The sequence below is a fragment of the Acinetobacter sp. YH12251 genome (assembly GCF_013417465.1).
Classification (GTDB): Bacteria; Pseudomonadota; Gammaproteobacteria; order Pseudomonadales; family Moraxellaceae; genus Acinetobacter; species Acinetobacter amyesii.
Window position 1 is genome coordinate 1 of sequence record NZ_VPDZ01000008.1, and the last position, 18875, is coordinate 18875.

General features: G+C 39.7%; 19 protein-coding genes and 2 tRNA genes. 10 read left to right on the forward strand and 11 right to left on the reverse strand.

The genetic code is table 11. The features are described from left to right. Window positions 1-216 precede the first annotated feature (216 nt). On the forward strand, window positions 217-576 hold the full coding sequence (locus tag FTV27_RS08205; protein ID WP_168370874.1) for a hypothetical protein: 360 nt from the start codon (window positions 217-219) through the stop codon (window positions 574-576). Window positions 577-1294: 718 nt separating this feature from the next. Here the strand turns inward: FTV27_RS08205 and FTV27_RS08210 are convergent. Continuing rightward, window positions 1295-1582, reverse strand: a complete 288-nt coding sequence (locus tag FTV27_RS08210) for a hypothetical protein (protein WP_180074839.1) — start codon at window positions 1580-1582, stop codon at window positions 1295-1297. A 179-nt stretch (window positions 1583-1761) separates the two neighbouring features. Between FTV27_RS08210 and ssb the strand changes: the two genes are divergently transcribed. After that, window positions 1762-2343 (forward strand): single-stranded DNA-binding protein, encoded by a 582-nt coding sequence (gene ssb / locus FTV27_RS08215; RefSeq protein ID WP_180077958.1) that lies wholly within the window; start codon window positions 1762-1764, stop codon window positions 2341-2343. 244 nt (window positions 2344-2587) lie between these two features. On the opposite strand, the gene FTV27_RS17070 is transcribed toward ssb, so the two are convergent. Both FTV27_RS17070 and FTV27_RS08225 read right to left on the reverse strand, forming a co-directional pair. Beyond that, entirely contained in the window at window positions 2588-3064 is a 477-nt protein-coding gene (locus FTV27_RS17070) for a transposase family protein (protein WP_218949540.1), read from the reverse strand. Then, a complete protein-coding gene (locus tag FTV27_RS08225) occupies window positions 3012-3410 on the reverse strand; it encodes a transposase family protein (protein WP_180077959.1) in 399 nt (132 codons plus the stop codon). Before FTV27_RS08225 ends, FTV27_RS17070 begins: the two co-directional genes overlap by 53 nt. 238 nt (window positions 3411-3648) lie before the next feature. On the opposite strand from FTV27_RS08225, the gene FTV27_RS08230 reads away from it, so the two are divergent. Together FTV27_RS08230 and ahpC are read left to right on the forward strand one after the other, a co-directional pair. Continuing rightward, a complete protein-coding gene (locus FTV27_RS08230; protein WP_180002755.1) occupies window positions 3649-4653 on the forward strand; it encodes a T6SS immunity protein Tli4 family protein in 1005 nt (334 codons plus the stop codon). A gap of 486 nt (window positions 4654-5139) precedes the next feature. After that, window positions 5140-5703: an alkyl hydroperoxide reductase subunit C gene (gene ahpC / locus FTV27_RS08235; RefSeq protein ID WP_078190520.1), complete on the forward strand. Its 564-nt coding sequence runs from the start codon at window positions 5140-5142 to the stop codon at window positions 5701-5703. Window positions 5704-5770: 67 nt separating this feature from the next. Here ahpC and FTV27_RS08240 read toward each other — a convergent pair whose 3' ends face one another. Together FTV27_RS08240 and ycaC are read right to left on the reverse strand one after the other, a co-directional pair. Then, on the reverse strand, window positions 5771-6694 hold the full coding sequence (locus tag FTV27_RS08240; protein ID WP_180077962.1) for a LysR substrate-binding domain-containing protein: 924 nt from the start codon (window positions 6692-6694) through the stop codon (window positions 5771-5773). A 107-nt stretch (window positions 6695-6801) separates the two neighbouring features. Then, complete coding sequence (gene ycaC / locus FTV27_RS08245; RefSeq protein WP_078193174.1) at window positions 6802-7428, reverse strand: isochorismate family cysteine hydrolase YcaC; 627 nt, start codon at window positions 7426-7428, stop codon at window positions 6802-6804. A gap of 327 nt (window positions 7429-7755) precedes the next feature. On the opposite strand from ycaC, the gene FTV27_RS08250 reads away from it, so the two are divergent. From FTV27_RS08250 to FTV27_RS08260, 3 genes are all read left to right on the forward strand, one after another. Further along, window positions 7756-8634 (forward strand): pirin family protein, encoded by an 879-nt coding sequence (locus tag FTV27_RS08250; RefSeq protein ID WP_078190517.1) that lies wholly within the window; start codon window positions 7756-7758, stop codon window positions 8632-8634. Between the two features lie 430 nt (window positions 8635-9064). Next, on the forward strand, window positions 9065-10363 hold the full coding sequence (locus tag FTV27_RS08255) for an FAD-dependent oxidoreductase (RefSeq protein WP_180077964.1): 1299 nt from the start codon (window positions 9065-9067) through the stop codon (window positions 10361-10363). Between the two features lie 2 nt (window positions 10364-10365). Beyond that, a complete protein-coding gene (locus FTV27_RS08260; protein ID WP_180077967.1) occupies window positions 10366-11193 on the forward strand; it encodes a cyclopropane-fatty-acyl-phospholipid synthase family protein in 828 nt (275 codons plus the stop codon). A gap of 51 nt (window positions 11194-11244) precedes the next feature. Here the strand turns inward: FTV27_RS08260 and FTV27_RS08265 are convergent. The 3 genes from FTV27_RS08265 to FTV27_RS08275 form a co-directional block, all read right to left on the reverse strand. Then, a tRNA-Thr gene (locus FTV27_RS08265) sits at window positions 11245-11320 on the reverse strand. A 189-nt stretch (window positions 11321-11509) separates the two neighbouring features. Further along, a complete protein-coding gene (locus FTV27_RS08270) occupies window positions 11510-11737 on the reverse strand; it encodes a hypothetical protein (RefSeq protein ID WP_078190515.1) in 228 nt (75 codons plus the stop codon). Between the two features lie 428 nt (window positions 11738-12165). Then, a tRNA-Ser gene (locus FTV27_RS08275) sits at window positions 12166-12256 on the reverse strand. Between the two features lie 122 nt (window positions 12257-12378). On the opposite strand from FTV27_RS08275, the gene FTV27_RS08280 reads away from it, so the two are divergent. Continuing rightward, window positions 12379-14259 (forward strand): potassium transporter Kup, encoded by a 1881-nt coding sequence (locus tag FTV27_RS08280; protein ID WP_078193161.1) that lies wholly within the window; start codon window positions 12379-12381, stop codon window positions 14257-14259. 203 nt (window positions 14260-14462) lie between these two features. Here the strand turns inward: FTV27_RS08280 and FTV27_RS08285 are convergent, their stop codons facing one another. Then, window positions 14463-15179, reverse strand: coding sequence for a hypothetical protein (locus tag FTV27_RS08285; RefSeq protein WP_180077969.1), 717 nt, complete (start codon window positions 15177-15179; stop codon window positions 14463-14465). A 263-nt stretch (window positions 15180-15442) separates the two neighbouring features. Between FTV27_RS08285 and FTV27_RS08290 the strand changes: the two genes are divergently transcribed. After that, complete coding sequence (locus FTV27_RS08290; protein ID WP_078193159.1) at window positions 15443-16531, forward strand: DNA/RNA non-specific endonuclease; 1089 nt, start codon at window positions 15443-15445, stop codon at window positions 16529-16531. A gap of 117 nt (window positions 16532-16648) precedes the next feature. Then, the gene (locus FTV27_RS08295) at window positions 16649-16897 is read left to right on the forward strand and encodes a hypothetical protein (protein WP_111884516.1); all 249 of its coding nucleotides are present in this window, start codon (window positions 16649-16651) and stop codon (window positions 16895-16897) included. A 99-nt stretch (window positions 16898-16996) separates the two neighbouring features. On the opposite strand, the gene aqpZ is transcribed toward FTV27_RS08295, so the two are convergent. Next, window positions 16997-17683 (reverse strand): aquaporin Z, encoded by a 687-nt coding sequence (gene aqpZ / locus FTV27_RS08300; protein WP_180063003.1) that lies wholly within the window; start codon window positions 17681-17683, stop codon window positions 16997-16999. 165 nt (window positions 17684-17848) lie between these two features. Next, on the reverse strand, window positions 17849-18859 hold the full coding sequence (locus FTV27_RS08305) for an AraC family transcriptional regulator (RefSeq protein WP_180077971.1): 1011 nt from the start codon (window positions 18857-18859) through the stop codon (window positions 17849-17851). Window positions 18860-18875 lie beyond the last annotated feature (16 nt).

Consider the following 18875-nt stretch of genomic DNA (forward strand, 5'->3'; position numbering starts at 1 on the left):
TACCAACGAACAGCCCAAAGAATGATTTCACCTTGAAAGTGCCGACCATGGAAGGGATTCATCTGCTGTATCTCGAAATAAATAAGATATTTAGCTTATCATGTCAGCCTATTTGCAACAGTGCCATCAAAACTGTTCGATTGAATAAAATTTAGGCCACGTTCCTAATTTTAATGTAATGTAAAAAGAACTGTTTCTTATATTAAGGACACGATCATGAGTCCACATTCACAACAAATAGATAGATCCAGACTTCTGGCTAAAGCGTCCTGGAAAGCTGCTGAACAGCTTGGACTAAAGCCAGAGCAATTTTTAAGGATTCTAAATCTGGAAGGTGTTGATGGTGAATTTTCTGAATTACAAACTTTAGATCCGAATTCTCAATCAGGGGAAATAGCACTAATTGTAATTCGAATTTACAGAGCTGTTTATAGCCTGAATGGTGGTGATATTAAATGGATGCATCATTTTCTCAATTCTCCTAATTCATTAACTGGAGGAGTTCCTATAGAACAGATGGAAAGTATGAATGGACTACTTTCTGTACTTAAGGCCGTAGAAGCCTTTCCATGTTAAAGTACTGACTTTTAAAGAATACTAGTTCATGGACAGATTGGTGCAAAAAATTTAATGCTGTAATCATCAATTTACATGAGCAAGAATTTGTTCTTACTGAAATTTATGAAGCATTAAAAAATTCAGACCTTAAAATTAAGTCTCCAAGTGGTAAAGCAACACACTGCATCTCTAACTATCACCGTAAAAATGATTCATTAGATATCAAATTCAGAAAATCTACTATCCATGGTGTTAAAGGTGAAACACATGAAGCTACTATGCTGATCTCAAACCCTACACGGAATGGAACTGGCACACATTGGTCTCATTGGATTGGAGATAAAACATCTGAAGCTGCGCGATTTGCGTATGTTGCATCCTCAAGACCAAAGCATGTTTTAGTATGGTGTGTTAAAAAACTAAATTCTTCTGAACAGAAGGATTTGAAAAGTTTGGGGTTTGAAATATTGGATTGTTAGTTAGCACTTATAAGATATCTTTTAACAAGTTTAAGTGTCCAAGTTAGATAAGAATCATTGTACATATGCTAGCGATACTTAGTGTCCATTTGTATAAGAATATGCAATAGTCGTAACAAGTATTTTAATTAGAATAGTTGGCAGAGGTTAGATTAGAATAAGTCTAACCTCTTTGTTGCGCTATACATTTGTATTTGAAATTAAGGATTTTCAGATATAACTGAATATGTTCTATTATTTTGATTATAAATATAGCTCTATATTGGTACTATTTTGTCTAAAACAAAAGGGTGTGCTAAAAATCCAATAACTACGTTTTCAATTTCCAATTTTTTTAGATTTGAACGTACCTCATCAGAAACGAATACTTTCCTTTTATCATCAATAATATAAGAGAAATAATAGGTTTCTAGATCACCATTTGATGATGTGACGACTTTATTCGTTACAACTAAACCATCAGAGGTCTTTATCGAAGTCAATGTTTCTATTTTTTCTAATGCCATTAGCGTACGTTCTTTATTTAGAGTTAACTTATTTTGCATATTAAATTTATTACTTGTAACTATCTAATAGTTTTTTTGTAACAAGATAGTTTGGCAAAAAATGAGTTATGTGCTTAAAAAATAGTCTCTTATTGTTACAGAAATATAAATAGAGTTAAAATATAAAAAATTACTTTAATTAATTGATATAAAAAATTAAAAAATAATTATAGTAAAGATTGGTGAGCAAAGTCATTTTAGTTGGTACTTTGGGTCGTGACCCTGAAACAAAAACTTTCCCAAATGGTGGTTCTCTCACTCAGTTCTCAATTGCAACGAGTGATTCATGGACAGATAAAAATACAGGTGAACGTAAAGAGCAAACAGAATGGCACCGTATTGTGTTACATAACCGCTTAGGTGAAATTGCACAGCAATATTTGCGCAAAGGTTCTAAAGTTTATATTGAAGGTTCATTACGTACTCGTCAGTGGACAGATCAAGGCGGTCAAGAGCGTTACACGACTGAAATTCGTGGTGAACAAATGCAAATGCTTGACAATAATCGCCAACAAGGCGAACAAGGTCAAGGCGGTGATTTTGGTCAGCCTCGTTTTAATAACCAACAAGGTGGTTATAACAATAACCAAAACCAAGGTGGCTACGGTAATAACTCAAACCAAGGCGGTTATGGCAATAACCAACCGGCTCAAGGCAATAGCTATGGCAACAACAACCCAGGTGGTTTTGCGCCAAAACAACAGCCTGCACCGACACCGGCTCCTGCAGCAGCAGATTTAGATGATGACTTACCGTTTTGACACACTCTAAAGATATAGTTTTGTAAAGTTTATAAAATTATTCTTTATATATAGTAAGTTAAAAGAAAGTTTACAGATATTAGAAATAATTCTGTAAACTTTTTTATTATTTTACAGTTCAAAAGTTTTATTTGATTATCAGTAACTACATGACAATATTTGTGACTTTTACCAGTGCCCCATTAGTTCCAAGTAGTGCAGCCTGATAATAAAATACAAATTACTGTTAAAAAATAGACCTCTTTCATAAATCATTTTTACTCAATTCCGAGTTATAGATTCCTGCGATTAAACGGAATCTCAAACCCAGCCTTTTACCTCTATTTCGGTAACGTTCAGCAAGAATTTTAAAGGTCTTCAGGCGACCAAATACATGCTCGATCCCGATTCTTCTTTTGTTGATTGCCTGATTATAGATTTTGAGTTCAGGTTCCAGTTTACAGCGTCTTTTGGCTTTTAACGGCAATAGGCTATTAGGGTACACAGCATAAATTCCCTGATAGCCTTTATCTGCAAGGATAAAAGCACCTGAAGGAATCTGCTTTAAATTGCGTTTGAATAGCTCGAAATCGTGCACCATACCGCGATCAGTGCATAAACTCAGAATTTGCTGAGTTTTATAATGAATGATGGCCTGTACTTTAAAGGTATGCGTCTTTTTCTTGCCACTATAGCTTTTCTTCTGTTTTTTTAGGCCTTTGAATTGGAATTTCTGTGGCATCCACGATCACCACATTCCAGTCGATCCCTTCGCCTTCAGGCAAATTCTTCGGTAAATTAAACAGATTGGATTGAATCAGGCAATCTTCAACATGACGTACAATTCTTGAGGCTGTTGACTCTGAAACCCCGTAACTCGTAGCAAAGTGAAATAAAGTTCGGTATTCCCGCCAATAGCTCAGACAGAGTAGAACCTGATCCTCCACACTTAACTTGGGTGGTCTGCCTTTAGCTGGAACATGCTTCTGCAATTGCTCAACCATTAAATAAAAGGTTGACCATGAGATGCCGGTATATCGCTTAAACTGTGTTTCAGAAAGCTTCTTCTTTGAATCAATGTATTTCATCCGCAGATTATGCATGAATGCTAAGAAAGTTAGAGTACAAATATCAATCAAAAAGGTGCTCGTTTTTTGATTTATGCAAGATGTCTAATATAAATTATATTTATTCATTACATTCTCTTAGTACTTAATTTTTTATCAATATATCAATTAAATTTTACAAATTTTGATAAATATAATTTAAACGTATAGTTTAGAAATTAATAACACTAACATTATTTAATATTCGAGAGAAATACCAATGAAAACAATTGTTAAACTAGCTTTAATGACTTCAATGTTTATAAGTGCTAGTTACTCCCACGCAAACAATAATTCTAAGGTATTTAGTCCAATGGTTGACTTAAAAAACGCTAAAAGTTTTTGTGCTGGCAGATATACGATTCAATTGCCTAAAAATGTCGAGCAGATCGCTGGTGGTGATATATTCAACTCATTCCAAATCAAGAGTAAAACTGGATCATCCGTTGCTGAATTAAATGCTGAATATGCATCATTAAAAGATTACTTTACTAGTAAAGTATCTAAAATTACTTTGGACACAGAATTAAAAATATTTGGGTCTAAGTCAGTACGTATTTTCTCAGGGAAAGCTGGAACTATTGAAGGTGCTCCTTTACAGCTTCATTTTTGGGTCTTAGATCGGAATACATTGTTCAAGTTTGAGATCCCATACATGCCAGAGAAGAAAGGTCTAGTTTTTGATGAAATGAACAAGATCATTGCGAATATCAGTGCTCGCAACAACGATACAGTTCCTTCTGAGAAAGGTGTTTGTATCTTAAATGGATTTATTAAAGATTCTGATTCACAGTTCCGAAGAAGTACACATACGATTGCATTCAAAATGAGCGATATGCCATCTGTGAGAACAAGTATGCAAGTCGATGCTGTTGCTCATCAATTGCCAGATTTAATTACTCGCACAGAAAGCAATCTAAAACGTGATGGAATTCTTCATTTAACGTACACATCATTCAAAACAATCAGAAAAGGTACAAAAAACCAAACTAGTGGTGATCAACTCACTGGATCGGAATGGGTAAGCAAAGCTCCAATGAAAGGCAGAAATGGGATTATTGCAACTTGGGAACATGCAGGAACAGCTCAGAAGATTAATGATCCAGCGGTAAAGTATGAGTTTGATTCTGGATACGATGGAAGTAATGTTCGGACTTCAGACCTTTCAGAAAAAGAAGCCCTAAAAATATATGAATCAATTCTTGAAACAATAAAAAAATTCTAGGAATAATTATGACGATTGAAAAAACTCCTATTGATAGTACTGGGGGATTGCTTCAAGTCTGTTGTGACTCCAAGCACTAATAAAACTATTTGCAATGCCGTTATTGGGCCTAAATTGGTTGTGCCTATTATTTTTATACCGGGCATCATGGGCTCAAATGTTGAACCAATGGAATCTAAGAAAGTATGGTTCCCTGCAACCGAAAGTTATTGTCGGGCATGGTTATCACATAAAGTCAAAACGCCACCATCGCACTATAAACAACAGTTTACACAGGCTGCTTGGCAGGCCCTCTGTATGGATATAAAGCCTTGCTCTCATTGAAATTGATTGGTTTGCTCGATGGAAAGGCAATGATTGATTTAAATAATAAATCTAAAAATCCGATAGTTTTTATAAAAAAGTTCGGTTTTACCTATGATTTGATATGTCGTATTCTAGCTTCAACAAATAAGCAATCCCTGAAATGAGTTAGAGGAATATCAAATGAGTTTAATTAATACTGAAGTAAAACCATTTAACGCTACCGCTTACCAAGACGGTCAATTTATTGAAGTTTCAGAAAAAGACTTCTACGGTAAATGGTCTGTGGTGTTTTTCTATCCTGCTGACTTTACTTTTGTATGTCCAACAGAATTAGGCGATCTTGCTGATCACTATGCTGAATTCAAAAAAATGGGCGTAGAAATTTATTCAGTATCTACTGATACACACTTCACGCATAAAGCTTGGCACGATTCTTCTGAAGAAATTAAGAAAATCGAATACCCAATGGTTGGCGATCCAACTTGGACACTTGCGAAAAACTTTGATGTTTTAATTGAAGCGGATGGTCTTGCTGACCGTGGTACTTTCGTAATTGACCCTGAAGGTAAAATCCAAATCGTTGAAATCAATGCAGGTGGTATTGGTCGTGATGCTTCTGAATTGATGCGTAAAGTAAAAGCTGCTCAATATGTACATGCACACCCAGGTGAAGTATGTCCTGCAAAATGGAAAGAAGGTGAAGCGACGCTTGCACCATCGATCGACCTAGTGGGTAAAATCTAATTTGGTGATCCAACCGTAGATTTAAAAAAGCCAGAACTCAGTTCTGGCTTTTTTGTGGTTTAGATCATTAGACTAAATAGCCATCATGTTCTGGAGCATAGCCACGAACTCCATCGACTAAATAGTCAATTAATCTTTCCATGACTAGGCGTTGACCTTTGCGCGAAGCATATACCAATTGCACCGTACCGACATTTGAGCACCATTCGGGGAAGAGGTGAATTAAACGACCTGCCTCAATATCTGCTTGCACGGTTAAATAGGGTAAGTCTGCAATGCCTAAACCATCGAGTGCTGCATAATAAGCACCGGCTAAGTCATTGCTTTTAATCCGAGGCTGTAAGGCAATTTCAATCTGTTCTTGCTGTCCCGTATGATGCAAATGCCATTGATAGCGGTTTTTCTGTGTGCCCAAAACGATACTCGGAAATTCTGTCAATTCGGTAATATGCTTTAACTCGCGTCCTTGTAAAAGTTCAGGACTAATCACTAAGCAATGCACGGTTTTAATCACGTCACGTACAATAATGCTCGAGTCTTCATTCTTACTAAAATTGGTGCGAATCGCCAAATCAATGTCGTCATGTAAGACATCCACACGGCGGCTAGACAGCTCGAGTTCGACCTGAACTTTGGGATGATCTTTTAAAAACTGATTTAACAAGGGGCGAATTTGATGTTTCATCATGACCGGTGGACAGCTAATTTTAACCAAGCCTTCAAGTTCACTTTTTTGCTTCAGGAGTACCTGATGCGCACATTCGACTTGTTCGATCACTTTTATGCATTCTTCATACAATTCTTGGCCTAATGTCGTGACCTTAAAGTGTCGGGTAGAACGCTGAATAAGGGTGACATTATATTTGGCTTCGAGATCTAAAATGCGTCGGCTTAATTTTGATTTTGTAATATTCGATGCTTCACTTGCAGCGCTAAAACCGCCATGTTTCACCACCAAATAAAAGTAGTAATAGTCATCAAATGAATGCATGGATCACCTTATGCAGTGAAAAATTATTTCAATTCCAATTATCATACGTCAATTTATACATCAGGTATAAAAAAAGCGGCTCGAAGCCGCTTTTTACTACTGGAGGATTATTTCTTTTCAGTATTTTGCGTATAGCTGTTGATGAGGTTACGGTAGTCTGGAATATGGTTGCCGAAAAGCGCACCTAAACCTTCAATATCATTACGCCAGTCACGGTGTAATTCACACGCGGTACCAAACCACGTCATGAGCTGTGCACCCGCTTGCGTCATACGTTCCCACGCTGAGTCGCGGGTTAAATGGTTGAAAGTACCTGAAGCATCGGTCACCACAAAGACGTCAAAGTCTTCTTCTAAAGCAGACAAGGTTGGGAATGCCACACAAACCTCAGTCACTACACCGGCAATAATCAATTGTTTTTTGCCGGTTGCTTTGACTGCTTTCACAAAATCTTCATTATCCCAAGCATTAATTTGGCCTGGTCGTGCAATATAAGGTGCGTCAGGGAACATTTCTTTGAGTTCTGGAACCAATGGCCCGTTTGGACCTTGTTCAAAACTGGTGGTGAGAATTGTTGGAAGATTAAAATATTTAGCAGCTGCAGCAAGTGCGAGCACATTATTTTTAAATTTATCTGGATCAATATCGCGAACCAATGAAAGTAGACCCGTTTGATGGTCAACTAAAAGTACCGCGGCATTGTCTTTGTCTAAACGAACGTAAGGTTTGCCCATTTTATTGTCCTCTTTCCTGTTTGTAAGTACGCAGGATCAGATGAAGTCTGCGTGTTAACTCGGTTTAGAATAGTTGTAAAAATGAGATAATAAAATAGGTATAAATGAGAAGATCAATCATAAATTTGGGATAATTCATCGTTGTATATGTCTTAAACCTTAGGATTTCGAAATTAATGCTTGGTTTTGAGTGGATTTCAGATTGTATGACTGAATATTGTTCTAATTTTGAGATATAGAATGCTATCTGGAAGGTGGTCAGTAAGTATTTCAAAGCTTAAAATAAGCGCTATGTTCATCCTATTGTATGAATATAGGAGCTAAGAAATGAAAAAAGTAATTGGTGTTTATCGTAATCAGCAAATGCACTGGGTGGGCGATGGTTTTCCAGTCAAAAGCTTATTTTCCTATGATCGTCTAGGTCAGGCGATTAGCCCATTTTTGCTTTTGGATTATGCAGCACCTTATCAGTTCGATCCCACCACTGCACAGCATGGCGTGGGTTCACATCCACATCGTGGTTTTGAAACCGTGACTATCGCCTACAGCGGTGAAGTGACTCATAAAGACTCAAGTGGTGGTGGCGGCACAATTCAAACGGGCGATGTGCAATGGATGACCGCAGGTTCGGGTCTGGTACATGAAGAATTTCATTCGCCTGAATTTGCTCAAGCAGGTGGTCTTTTTGAGATGGTTCAATTGTGGGTGAATTTACCGGCAAAAGACAAAATGACTCAGCCTCGTTACCAAGCGATCACACGCCAAGATATTCCTCGCATAGACATGGATGAAGGTGCAGGGCATATTCGGGTGATTGCCGGTGAAATGGGTGGTCACCTTGGGCCAGCACAGACCTTTAGTCCAGTGAATGTCTGGGATGGTGAGTTGAAAGCTCAATATGAAACCACCTTACATGTACCTGAAGGGCATAACACCATTTTGGTGGTCTTGAAGGGTGAGGTTGTGGTGAATGAAAGCCATAAAGTGCAAGACAGTTCGATGGTCATGTTTGCCAAAGACGATATCGCCATTCAGCTACAAGCGTTGCAGGACACACAATTTCTGTTACTTAGCGGTGAGCCACTAAATGAGCCGATTCAAGGTTATGGCCCATTTGTGATGAATAGCAAAGCTGAAATCATTCAAGCCTTTGATGATTTCAATAACGGAAAATTTGGTGAAATTGCACTGGCGCATGAAGCTTAAGCGAAATTCATGACATTGAAATAGCCGAAAAAAAAGCCTCTGAACAGTCAGAGGCTTTTTTATTGAGCGCTGTAGTATTTATAGTTGTCATGATTTAAATATCATTTTACTTTTTATAAATTGTGATGAATTTATCACTTTCTTATGTGGCGCATCTTAGCGAGACTTGGCTTTAAAGTAAACCGAAAGTTATAAAAATGGTTAATTTAATTGTTTGGTTTTATAGAGTAATTAAAATTTTAAAGAAAAATATGTTTAAAAAACAAAGCTTAAATTGTGTGCTTTTTGACTGTAAATATTTGTAAATTTAACTTAAAAACCGCTGTACTGAAATCCATACAAAAAGTGCGAATCTGGTATTTTTTAATAGCTATTTTTAAGTTCTGATCAGTCATACTTTTAAACTGTGTTTTATAGATGGAAAAGAAAATTGGAAATTGCAGTCATCGGTAGTGGCATGGCTGGGCTGGCTACCGCAAGAATTCTTAAAGACGCAGGGCATAACATTACAATTTTCGAAGCTCTGCCTGGTCGTGGTATGGATAGCCACAGCACTGAGTTTGAAGGTGGCTTGATCGATGCCCCTTTGCGTGTGATGAATCCACACCTCTGGAAAAATACCTTAAGTTTGGCGACCCATTTAGGGATTAAAACTTTCCCAGTCCGTACCTATATGGCATGCAGTTGGCTATTTGAAGATCGTACAGAAACGTGGTTGACCACTAGTCGTAGCCGTATTGGTAATTTCCCAATTATTAATAACCGTAAAGGCTTACAACAATATGGCTGGCGTTTAGTCAAAGGAATGTTGCAACTCAAAGCCGCGATCACTCGATTTTTTAAATCAAAAAATCAGGACATCACGCTTGCCGAGTTCATTAATAAAAATGAAATTGAAGAAGTATTTTGGCATGGTGCGGTCATGCCTGTGTTGTATACCATTTGCACCTGTAACCCGAAAACGATTGGCGAATGGCCTGCAAAACCGCTATTGATTTTCTTGCGTCAATTGACCAATGGTGATGCCTTGCTGCGTATCCAAGGTGGTACACCTGCGTTGGTTGATAAACTGATTGAAGGTTTAAATATTCAAAGTGGTACGGCAATTACCAAAGTGCACGAGCAAGACGATAAAGTCTTGGTGGAAACTGAGGCCGGTGCACATCATCTATTCGATCGCGTGGTTGTTGCGACACCAACCACCAAAACGGAAGAATTTTTAGATTCTACTCAGTTTGCTGATGATATTGAGCTTTTAAAGAAATTTAAATTTGAGCAAGGTCAGTTGGTGATCCACACTGATCAAACGGTGATGCCGCCGAAGCGCAAAGATTGGTCTGTACTAAGTTATATGATGGATCGTAAATTTACTCGTCAGCAATTTACCGTGTGGCTTAACTCAATCGAGCCGAGCTTGGTGGGTAAAACTCCAGTGTTCCAAACTTGGCAGCCAGTGACACTGATTGATCCTAAAAAAGTGATCTCTTCGGTCAGTTTGACACGCGCAGTGGTGGATTCACATACGGTGGCGCTGAATAAAGAGTTACAGCAACGACATTTATCCCCTGAGCGTAAAGTCTTCTTTTGTGGCTCATGGTCTTGCGATGGTCTGCCGATTTTAGAGTCCGCGGTAACGTCTGCTATGCATATTGCAGAAATTTTTGGTGCGCCATTGCCGTTTGTGGGTTTAAAACCTAAAGTGGAGGTTGCCCCTCAACTCGGTTACTAACAATGAAATGGCTTCAAGCAATTCATCAGTACGTCCCTAGCCATAAATATGCGATTAACAGTCGACTACTCGGAGATGATGCGGAGCTTGCTTGGAGCAATTTGGGCTATTGGGATGATGCAAAATCATCCTATCCTGCAGCCTGTCAAAAACTCGCTTTCCATCTTGCCGAATCCATTCAATTAAAATCTACAGATCGTGTTTTAGACCTTGGTTGTGGGCAGGGCGCGAGCTTGGTTTTTTGGATGGAACATTTTCAAATTCAAAACTTATCCGCAGTCGAATTGCAAACCGAATGTGTGGAAAAAATCCAAAAAAATTTAAATTCAAAAATCAAAATACAACAAGATTCATTTTTGAATTTAAAAAATATTTATCCACAAAACTGTATGGATGCCGTACTGTGTATTGATGCTGCGTATCATAGTGATTTGAATTTATTGCTTTTATCAGTTGTTAATGTTTTGAATTCAAAAGGACGCTTTGCTTTTCACTATTTGATGTTGTCCGATGCGTTTTTGAATTTAAATTCATTACAGCGACTGAAATATCAAAGTCTGTTGAAAGCAGCAGATGTGAATTTGAAAAATTTAAATTCAAAGCAAAATTTACAACACCAAGTGCAACAGGCAGGTTTCGAAAATATCCAGATCGAAGATATCAGCGAATTCGTATTTCAGGGTTTTGCCGATTATATTCAAGAACAAAAAAGTCAGATGAGCCTGAGTTATGTGGATCAATTCAAAATCAAGATGACGGCAAAATTGTGCGAAAAGTTGTATCGAGACGGGCTGATTCGTTATGTGCAGATTAGCGCGAGGAAGCCATAAAAGAGCGGCTCTAAAAACATCAAAGCCTCACTAAAAAGCGAGGCTAAGAAATGGTGCCGGCACACGGATTCGAACTGTGGACCTACTGATTACAAGTCAGTTGCTCTACCAACTGAGCTATGCCGGCGTTGTGGAATGCATTCTACAGATTTTTTGAAGCGGCGCAAGTTAAAAAAACAGCAAATCGAATGTAATTTATACGTTTGATTTATTCAGCATTCAACCGATGTTTGGCTCTAAAACCAGAGAAATAAAATTAGGCAATGTTTCGCCCACAAGATGTGGGCGAAAAAATAGGATGGATGAACGTTGAGTGCTATTTCATTCTTAAAATTTGGTCTAGATCCTGTGCGCATTCTTCAAGTGTATATGCCATCTCCAGTTGCATTTGGGGGCGGAGTTCATTGGCGAGCTTTCGCCATTCGTCAATCAGACGCTGTGCTTTTTGAATTTTATGTTTATTGATGTCTTTGGCAAGGGTTGGGGTATAGCCACCACGTTTGGCGTTCTTGATCTGCTTAACATAATTCTGGCTGTTATTCATGTTCTCTCCCGAATAGCAGTGATATATGAAAGGTGTTTTTTAAGTTTTTCGTTGATCAAGTTAAAAGTACCGCAATCGCGTTTCAGTTCTATGATGTTTAAATTAATGAATAATTTTTTGAATAGCACCTATATTGAGAGGATGATTTATTTTTAGCATAGGCTTAAGTAATTGTCTTTAGAATATAAAATTTGTATTTGTAAATATACGTGTACTTATTGCTGCCAATAAAAAATCCATAAGTCGTGCATTAGAAAAAAAACGTGTGATTTAAATCCATCAATCAGGACTTAAATACTGTGAAGTTATTGAGCTAAAAGGCTAAAAGATGAATTAGGGGGATATTTAATATTGAGGATATTACAATTAAAAAAGGCCTAAATTTTATTAATTTAGACCTTCGTTCTGCTTGGCATTGCAGTTTATTCTGGCGGTGAAAGAGGGATTCGAACCCTCGAAACGCTATAAACGTTTACACACTTTCCAGGCGTGCTCCTTCAGCCACTCGGACACTTCACCTTTTGCGCGGTGGATAATAGCGAAAAAAATATATTCTGCCAAGAGAAACAATTGAATTAGACAAAAACATCTTGAGCGGTGCTATGATTCGCAAAAATCCTGTCTAAATTGAAGACAATTATATGCAAAGTACTGCACAAAAAGCCGCATTGCCTGCCATCACCTTGGCAGCTTTGGGCGTAGTATTCGGAGACATTGGGACGAGCCCGTTATATGCGCTGCGCCAATGTTTCCTCACAGCACACTTGGCGATTAGCGAAGCGTCTGTGCTGGGTATTCTGTCCCTGATTTTCTGGTGCATCATGCTGACGATTAGTTTTAAATACGTCAGCATCATTATGCGCGCAGATAACAATGGCGAGGGCGGTATTATGTCGCTGTTGGCCTTAAATCTACGGACCACACGAATTGCCGAAAACAAAAAAATCTACCTGATTGCCCTTGGCTTTATTGGGGCATCTTTGTTCTTTGGTGATGGGATCATTACCCCCGCAATCTCCGTGTTATCCGCGATTGAAGGTTTAAGTATTGCGACGCCGATGTTTAACCAATGGCTGCAACCTTTATCGATTGGTATTTTGGCGGGGCTATTTTTAGTGCAACGCCATGGCACAGGCACGATGGGTAAATTCTTTGGTCCATTGACGCTCATGTGGTTTTTATCCATTGGCGGATTTGGATTATGGAGTATTTCGCAAACGCCATTTGTGTTGACCATGATCAGTCCGCATTGGGCTTTCAATTTTGTGGTACAGCAGCCCTATGTTGCGTTTTTGACCATGGGTGCGGTCATCTTGACGATGACAGGTGGTGAGGCAATCTATGCCGATATGGGGCATTTTGGCCGACTCCCAATCCGCTTGGCATGGTTTATTGTGGTGATGCCGTGCTTGTTGTTGAACTATGCGGGCCAAGGTGCTTTGCTACTGCGTAATCCAGAAGCTCTAGCCAATCCATTCTATATGCTGATCCCAGAATGGGCACTGTATCCAATGATTGCTTTGGCGACAGCGGCCGCGGTGATTGCCTCTCAAGCGGTGATCACAGGGGTGTTTTCTATGGTCAATCAGGCGATTCAATTGCGTTATTTGCCGCGTTTGACAGTGAAACATACCTCTGAAGTTGAACGTGGTCAGATTTATTTGCCATTTATTAACTGGGCATTGTTTATCTCGGTGCTGATCTTGATCTTGCTGTTTGAAAACAGTGCGAATTTGGCCAGTGCGTATGGCGTAGCTGTGACCATGACCATGCTCTGCGGTACGATTTTGATCTCAGTTTTGGCTTATGGTTTATGGCGTTGGCCGGTTTGGAAAGTGGCAATATTTGCCGTGCCATTTTTATTGATTGATTTGATTTTTGTTGCATCGACATCATTAAAAATTGCAGCGGGCGGTTGGGTTCCAATCCTGATTGGTGCGGTATTGTTTACGATTTTAATGACGTGGAAAGATGGTCGGGCATTGGTGCTCAATCGACTCGGTAAAGATGCTTTGCCTATTGATCTGTTTATTCGCAGTGTCAGCATGGGCAGTGAAACTAAGTTTGTGCCAGGTGATGCCGTATTCTTGACAGGAACGCCTGAGATCGTGCCTCATGCCATGTTGCATAATATCAAGCACAATAAAGTCCTGCATGAACGCAATATTATGGTTACGGTCAACACCCGAGATGTGCCATTTGTACCCGAAAATGAGCGGGTGATCACGGAAAAACTAGATGATCGATTCTATCGAATCACGATGTTTTATGGGTTTAAAGATCAGCCGAATATTCCTGCCGCTTTGGAGCATGCGTATCGTGAATTGGGCTTTGAATTTGATCTAATGCAAATCAGTTTCTTTATTTCCAGAGACCGTATTATTCATACCTTGGGTGAAGGCATGGCACCTTGGCGAGAAAAGCTGTTTATCTCTATGCAGCGAAATACCAGTCCAGTCAGCGATTTTTATCAAATTCCAACCAACCGTGTGGTTGAGTTGGGCAGTCAGATAGAAATTTAAGACGTAGATTGAACTTTTAGGCATAGATTTAAAAGTTAGACACGAAAAAGCCAGATCAATTCTGGCTTTTTTTTATCTGTAATAATTAAACTTTTTTAGTCCAAAGACATAGAGATCATTCTGTTGCTTTTTCCTGGGAGGAGTATGCGAGCAAAACAACAGAATGGAGATGTTGCGTTATTTCATCCTTGAAAATACGCTGATTAGTTGATTGTCTCGTCTACATCTGCAGAGGCTTCAGGCGCAGCTTGGATGGCTTCGTCAGCAACAGGTGCTTCTGGGTTGGCTTGAATTGATGCATCTGCAGGATTTGCACTTTGAGTTTCAGGTGCTGCCATAAAAGCATCTTGTTGTCCTTGAGGAGCTTCAGGCAATGCAGCCGATGCGCTATCGGCATTCACTGGCGCTTCTGCAGAAGAGGCAATGACTGGCGCAGCGTTGGCATCCGTTGATACGGCTTCAGGTACATGCTGTGCTGTTTCCACAGGTGCTTCAGTTACCGCGGCTTCAGGTGTATTGGCCACTGCTGTTTGTTCAGTTGGCACAGACTGCTCTGTAGGTGCGGCAGCTACACTTTGCTGTTCATTTGCGAGTGCATTTTCCGCTTCAGTCACGGCTTGTTCAGCATTTGCAGGGACTGCAGGGGCATTCGGATCGATTTGGTTTGCCTGAGCCTGTTCAGGGTTTAAGGGCTGTTCTGTTGCAGCGGCATTGACTTGTCCGGCAGGAGCTTCAACCAATTGAACTTGGCCACTTGAAACTAAGTCCTGAATGGAACCAGGTTGACCATTCACGGTGGTCACAATTTTGACTTTAGATAAGCTTTCTAATGTATCACCGGGTTGAATCGGCGGCTCTGCAAATGCTGCTGCGCTCATTAAACCTGAAATTAAACCTAAACCTAAAATTTTAGAATGCATAATCACTCCGTATATTTTTATCGCAATTTTTCGTATTTTTACCTTGTCATAATTCTTGAGGCGAATTCAATGAAACATACGCAACTGCTTCATGACCTCCTATAAAGAACTGCACAACTGCGACATAAAGTTACATCAACTGCTGCTTTGTTAAACAATATTTGTGTGATTGTTAAGCAAATTAAAAAAGAAAAGTGTACTAAAATTTGCACCCTTGCTAAGCTGCGGAAAAATAGTCCTTTTAGAAGTCATTGTTGTAAGTCATGGTCAAAAAGAAACGCAATTCAGCAAATCCGCTTTCACAGTTATTTGGGCAAAATGGCATAAAAGTGCTGTTAGGCCTGGTGGCAACAGGAAGCTTTGCTATTGCTTTCGGGCAAGAAAAAATTCAACAACTTGTTTCTATGAGCAGCACTTCAAATAGCGCCTGTTTGGACCAATTTTATCGTGAAGTGCCTCCTTATTTGGTCCGTGAAAGCCTACATAAAAACAGTTTTCCACTGTGTTTTAATGGCTTTAATGTCATGTATTCAGGGATATCCAAGACACCGCTTTGGGTTGCAGAAGCATTAACCCCCGCACGCCTGAGTCAAAAAATTCCGCGTGAAGATAACTTTCATGAAGAGACTCGCGTGCCGTCTGAATATCGGGCTTTGCTTTCAGACTATAAATCTTCAGGCTATGACCGTGGACACATGGCGCCAAATGCCGATATGCCCAATAAAGCTGCGCAGTTAGACAGTTTTTCTTTGGCCAATATGGTGCCGCAAGCTCCAAAAAATAATCAGCAAGTGTGGCGTGAGTTAGAAGAAGCCACACGGGCGATAGTGACCAAACAAAAGCAAGATGTCTATGTGGTAACGGGGCCGGTATATAGTGCGAAAAAATTAAAAACCATCGGGCAAGGGGTCATCGTGCCGACCGCTACTTATAAGGCGATCTATTTGCCGAAAAAAGGTGTTGCAGGCGTGTACTATGCAGACAATACCTTGCGAGATACGGCACCGACAGTCAAAGTCATGAGTATTTGTGCGCTAGAAGAACTGACTGGAATTAATTTCTTTCCAGAATTAACTGAAGACCAAAAGCGTAATACCTACCGTTTGCCACTCAAAGCCACCCAAGTAAAAGCAAATCAAGATATCGCTTATTTGCATTGGGATGCTGAAAGCCAGTGTGCTGCAGATGTCGCAGAAGACAAGATTTTAAGTTTGCAAAAAGAGTTTAAATCGAGTGGTGGTTCTGTGGGAGAGACATCCATGGCAAGCAGTGAAAATGACAACAATCAAGATGCCTTGGTCAAACAATTGATTGAAGAAATTTTGCAATATCTGCTACAAATTTTGAAATAATCAAGCAGATAATAGCGTTGAACTGCGAGCGATGAAGAGGATCATTGCTTGCAGTTGAAATCTTTTTCACGTATTTCTATTGCTGCATCACTACAACAAAAAAGAAGGATATCCAACATGTTTAAAGCATTTGAAAATGACACTGCGTCGCATGCAATTCATGACTTAACACTAGAAAATGGCCAAGATCGAATTAATATTTATGGCAACTTACAGGTGACGAAAGACCAAGCTGGTTTAGCTGCAGCGAAAGCTTTACAGGCATTTTTCAATGATGTGGTGACCACGCTTGAGGCAGAAACCAACTTAGCTGAAAAAATAGTGCAGGGCGGTGATGAAAACGAAGTGGAAAATCCATTTCTTTAATGCTGTTTCATCGGCCGTCGAAGGACGCAATGCTCAATTCGGGATGAATGAAAAAAAAAGCTCACAGGTTGTGAGCTTTTTTATGGTGTCTTCTTCTATTTATGCGTCTTTTGCCATCAGTTTATAAATGACCGCACCAATCACTGCGCCAATGATTGGGGCTACCCAAAACAGCCAAACTTGCGACAGCGCAGCAGTTTCAGCAAAGAATGCGACACCCATACTACGCGCTGGGTTGACTGAAGTATTGGTGACGGGAATGCTGATGAGATGGATCAATGTGAGCGCAAGACCGATCGCAATTGGGGCAAAGCCAGCAGGGGCGCGTTTATCTGTTGCTCCCATGATCACAATCAGGAAGCCAGCCGTCAGCACAATTTCAATAACTAACGCTGAGAGCATAGAGTATTTGCCAGGAGATAACTCACCATAGCCATTGGTGGCAAAACCGCCGACACCGGTAAATCCGGCCTGACCTTGTACAATGATGAATAGAATAAATGCGGCGAGGGTTGCACCCAGTAATTGAGAAATAATATATGGAGCCAGTTCTTTTGCTTCAAAACGACCGCCTGCCCACAAGCCGATACTCACTGCAGGGTTAAAATGTCCGCCTGAGATATGACCCAGCGCATAAGCAGCCGTTAATACGGTTAGACCGAAGGCCAGTGCCACGCCAGCGAAGCCAATGCCAAGTTCAGGAAAGGCTGCAGCCAAGACCGCACTACCACAACCACCAAAGACCAGCCAAAAGGTACCGATCAGTTCTGCTAAATATTTATTCATTTAAAACTCCATTTGTTTTTGTCATTTGGAATAGATTTTCAATCTTTCACTCAGCATGAGTGCAATCTAGTTGTGAAGTGTTGTTTTATTCATTTATTGAATATGCATAGATTTAATGGATTTTGCTGAAAATCACAACATTAAAATGATAACTGTGTCACATTTTTAATTTGCTGCTTCAATTTGCGATAAGCGCCATTGCTGTGGGGTTAAGTTTCGCCATTGTTTAAACGCACGTTGAAACGCACTCTGTTCTGAATAACCCAGCAGTAACGCAATTTCTTGCAAACTTAAATGCGGGTCTCTTAAAAATTCTTCAGCCATCATGCAGCGGACTTCCTGCATACGTTGCTGATAGGTGCTGCCTTGTTGTTGTAAATGGCGTTGTAATTGTCGGACGGAAAGATTGAGTTGCGTAGCGACATGTTCAATTTGGAACTGATTTTTTTGCAAACCCATTAAGATGGCTTGCTGTAAGCGTTGGTCGATTTGCGTGGTATTCGGCAGTTTTTCTAATAAAGACTGTGCTTGTTGCATCAACAGTTTTTGTAAGGTCTGATCGCCTTGGGAAAAAGGGCGAGACAGTTCTTGAATGGGAACGATAACCTTCGACTTTTCTTGGGAAAAACGAACTTTGCAGCGAAAATATTGTTCATACTGAGCGACATTTTTCGGTGCAGGATTATGAAAATGCACTTCGTGTAAATTGATATCTTCAAAACGCATAAATAATTTTAGAAACTGCAGCATTAACGCAATCGCAATTTCATCGGTCAATTGATTGGCCATATTCATGGGTAAATCATTCCAACCGATAGAGAAAAAATCATTTTGAATATCAATCAGCAATGGACTGCCATCGAAGATTAAGCGATGAAAATCATGGTAGCGGAGCAGTGCTTCGCCCAAGTTTTCACAGGACAGAGCAATATACGCAATAATGCCAATATGTTTGGGTTGCACATGTTCAGCAATTTCTAAACCCAGCGCCGGCTTTTGGATCTTTTGATCTAAATCCATCAATAAATCACGCCAAATGGCATAATCAAAACGCTCTAAGTTTTGAACTCTATTCAATTTTTCAGGAATGGCAATGCCTTGAGCTTGGTGATAAGCATAGAGCAAATGGCCCAGTCCTCCATAGACCGATCCTGTATAGTCCTTGAGTTGTTGCATATTTTTTTAATTCTAA

Excerpts from the sequence above, each read along its gene's own strand:
- FTV27_RS08205 (WP_168370874.1), top strand. The coding sequence starts at position 217 with ATGAGTCCACATTCACAACAAATAGATAGATCCAGACTTCTGGCTAAA.
- FTV27_RS08210 (WP_180074839.1), bottom strand. The coding sequence starts at position 1,582 with ATGCAAAATAAGTTAACTCTAAATAAAGAACGTACGCTAATGGCATTA.
- FTV27_RS17070 (WP_218949540.1), bottom strand. The coding sequence starts at position 3,064 with ATGCCACAGAAATTCCAATTCAAAGGCCTAAAAAAACAGAAGAAAAGC.
- FTV27_RS08225 (WP_180077959.1), bottom strand. The coding sequence starts at position 3,410 with ATGAAATACATTGATTCAAAGAAGAAGCTTTCTGAAACACAGTTTAAG.
- FTV27_RS08230 (WP_180002755.1), top strand. The coding sequence starts at position 3,649 with ATGAAAACAATTGTTAAACTAGCTTTAATGACTTCAATGTTTATAAGT.
- ahpC (WP_078190520.1), top strand. The coding sequence starts at position 5,140 with ATGAGTTTAATTAATACTGAAGTAAAACCATTTAACGCTACCGCTTAC.
- FTV27_RS08240 (WP_180077962.1), bottom strand. The coding sequence starts at position 6,694 with ATGCATTCATTTGATGACTATTACTACTTTTATTTGGTGGTGAAACAT.
- ycaC (WP_078193174.1), bottom strand. The coding sequence starts at position 7,428 with ATGGGCAAACCTTACGTTCGTTTAGACAAAGACAATGCCGCGGTACTT.
- FTV27_RS08250 (WP_078190517.1), top strand. The coding sequence starts at position 7,756 with ATGAAAAAAGTAATTGGTGTTTATCGTAATCAGCAAATGCACTGGGTG.
- FTV27_RS08260 (WP_180077967.1), top strand. The coding sequence starts at position 10,366 with ATGAAATGGCTTCAAGCAATTCATCAGTACGTCCCTAGCCATAAATAT.
- FTV27_RS08270 (WP_078190515.1), bottom strand. The coding sequence starts at position 11,737 with ATGAATAACAGCCAGAATTATGTTAAGCAGATCAAGAACGCCAAACGT.
- FTV27_RS08280 (WP_078193161.1), top strand. The coding sequence starts at position 12,379 with ATGCAAAGTACTGCACAAAAAGCCGCATTGCCTGCCATCACCTTGGCA.
- FTV27_RS08285 (WP_180077969.1), bottom strand. The coding sequence starts at position 15,179 with ATGCATTCTAAAATTTTAGGTTTAGGTTTAATTTCAGGTTTAATGAGC.
- FTV27_RS08290 (WP_078193159.1), top strand. The coding sequence starts at position 15,443 with ATGGTCAAAAAGAAACGCAATTCAGCAAATCCGCTTTCACAGTTATTT.
- FTV27_RS08295 (WP_111884516.1), top strand. The coding sequence starts at position 16,649 with ATGTTTAAAGCATTTGAAAATGACACTGCGTCGCATGCAATTCATGAC.
- aqpZ (WP_180063003.1), bottom strand. The coding sequence starts at position 17,683 with ATGAATAAATATTTAGCAGAACTGATCGGTACCTTTTGGCTGGTCTTT.
- FTV27_RS08305 (WP_180077971.1), bottom strand. The coding sequence starts at position 18,859 with ATGCAACAACTCAAGGACTATACAGGATCGGTCTATGGAGGACTGGGC.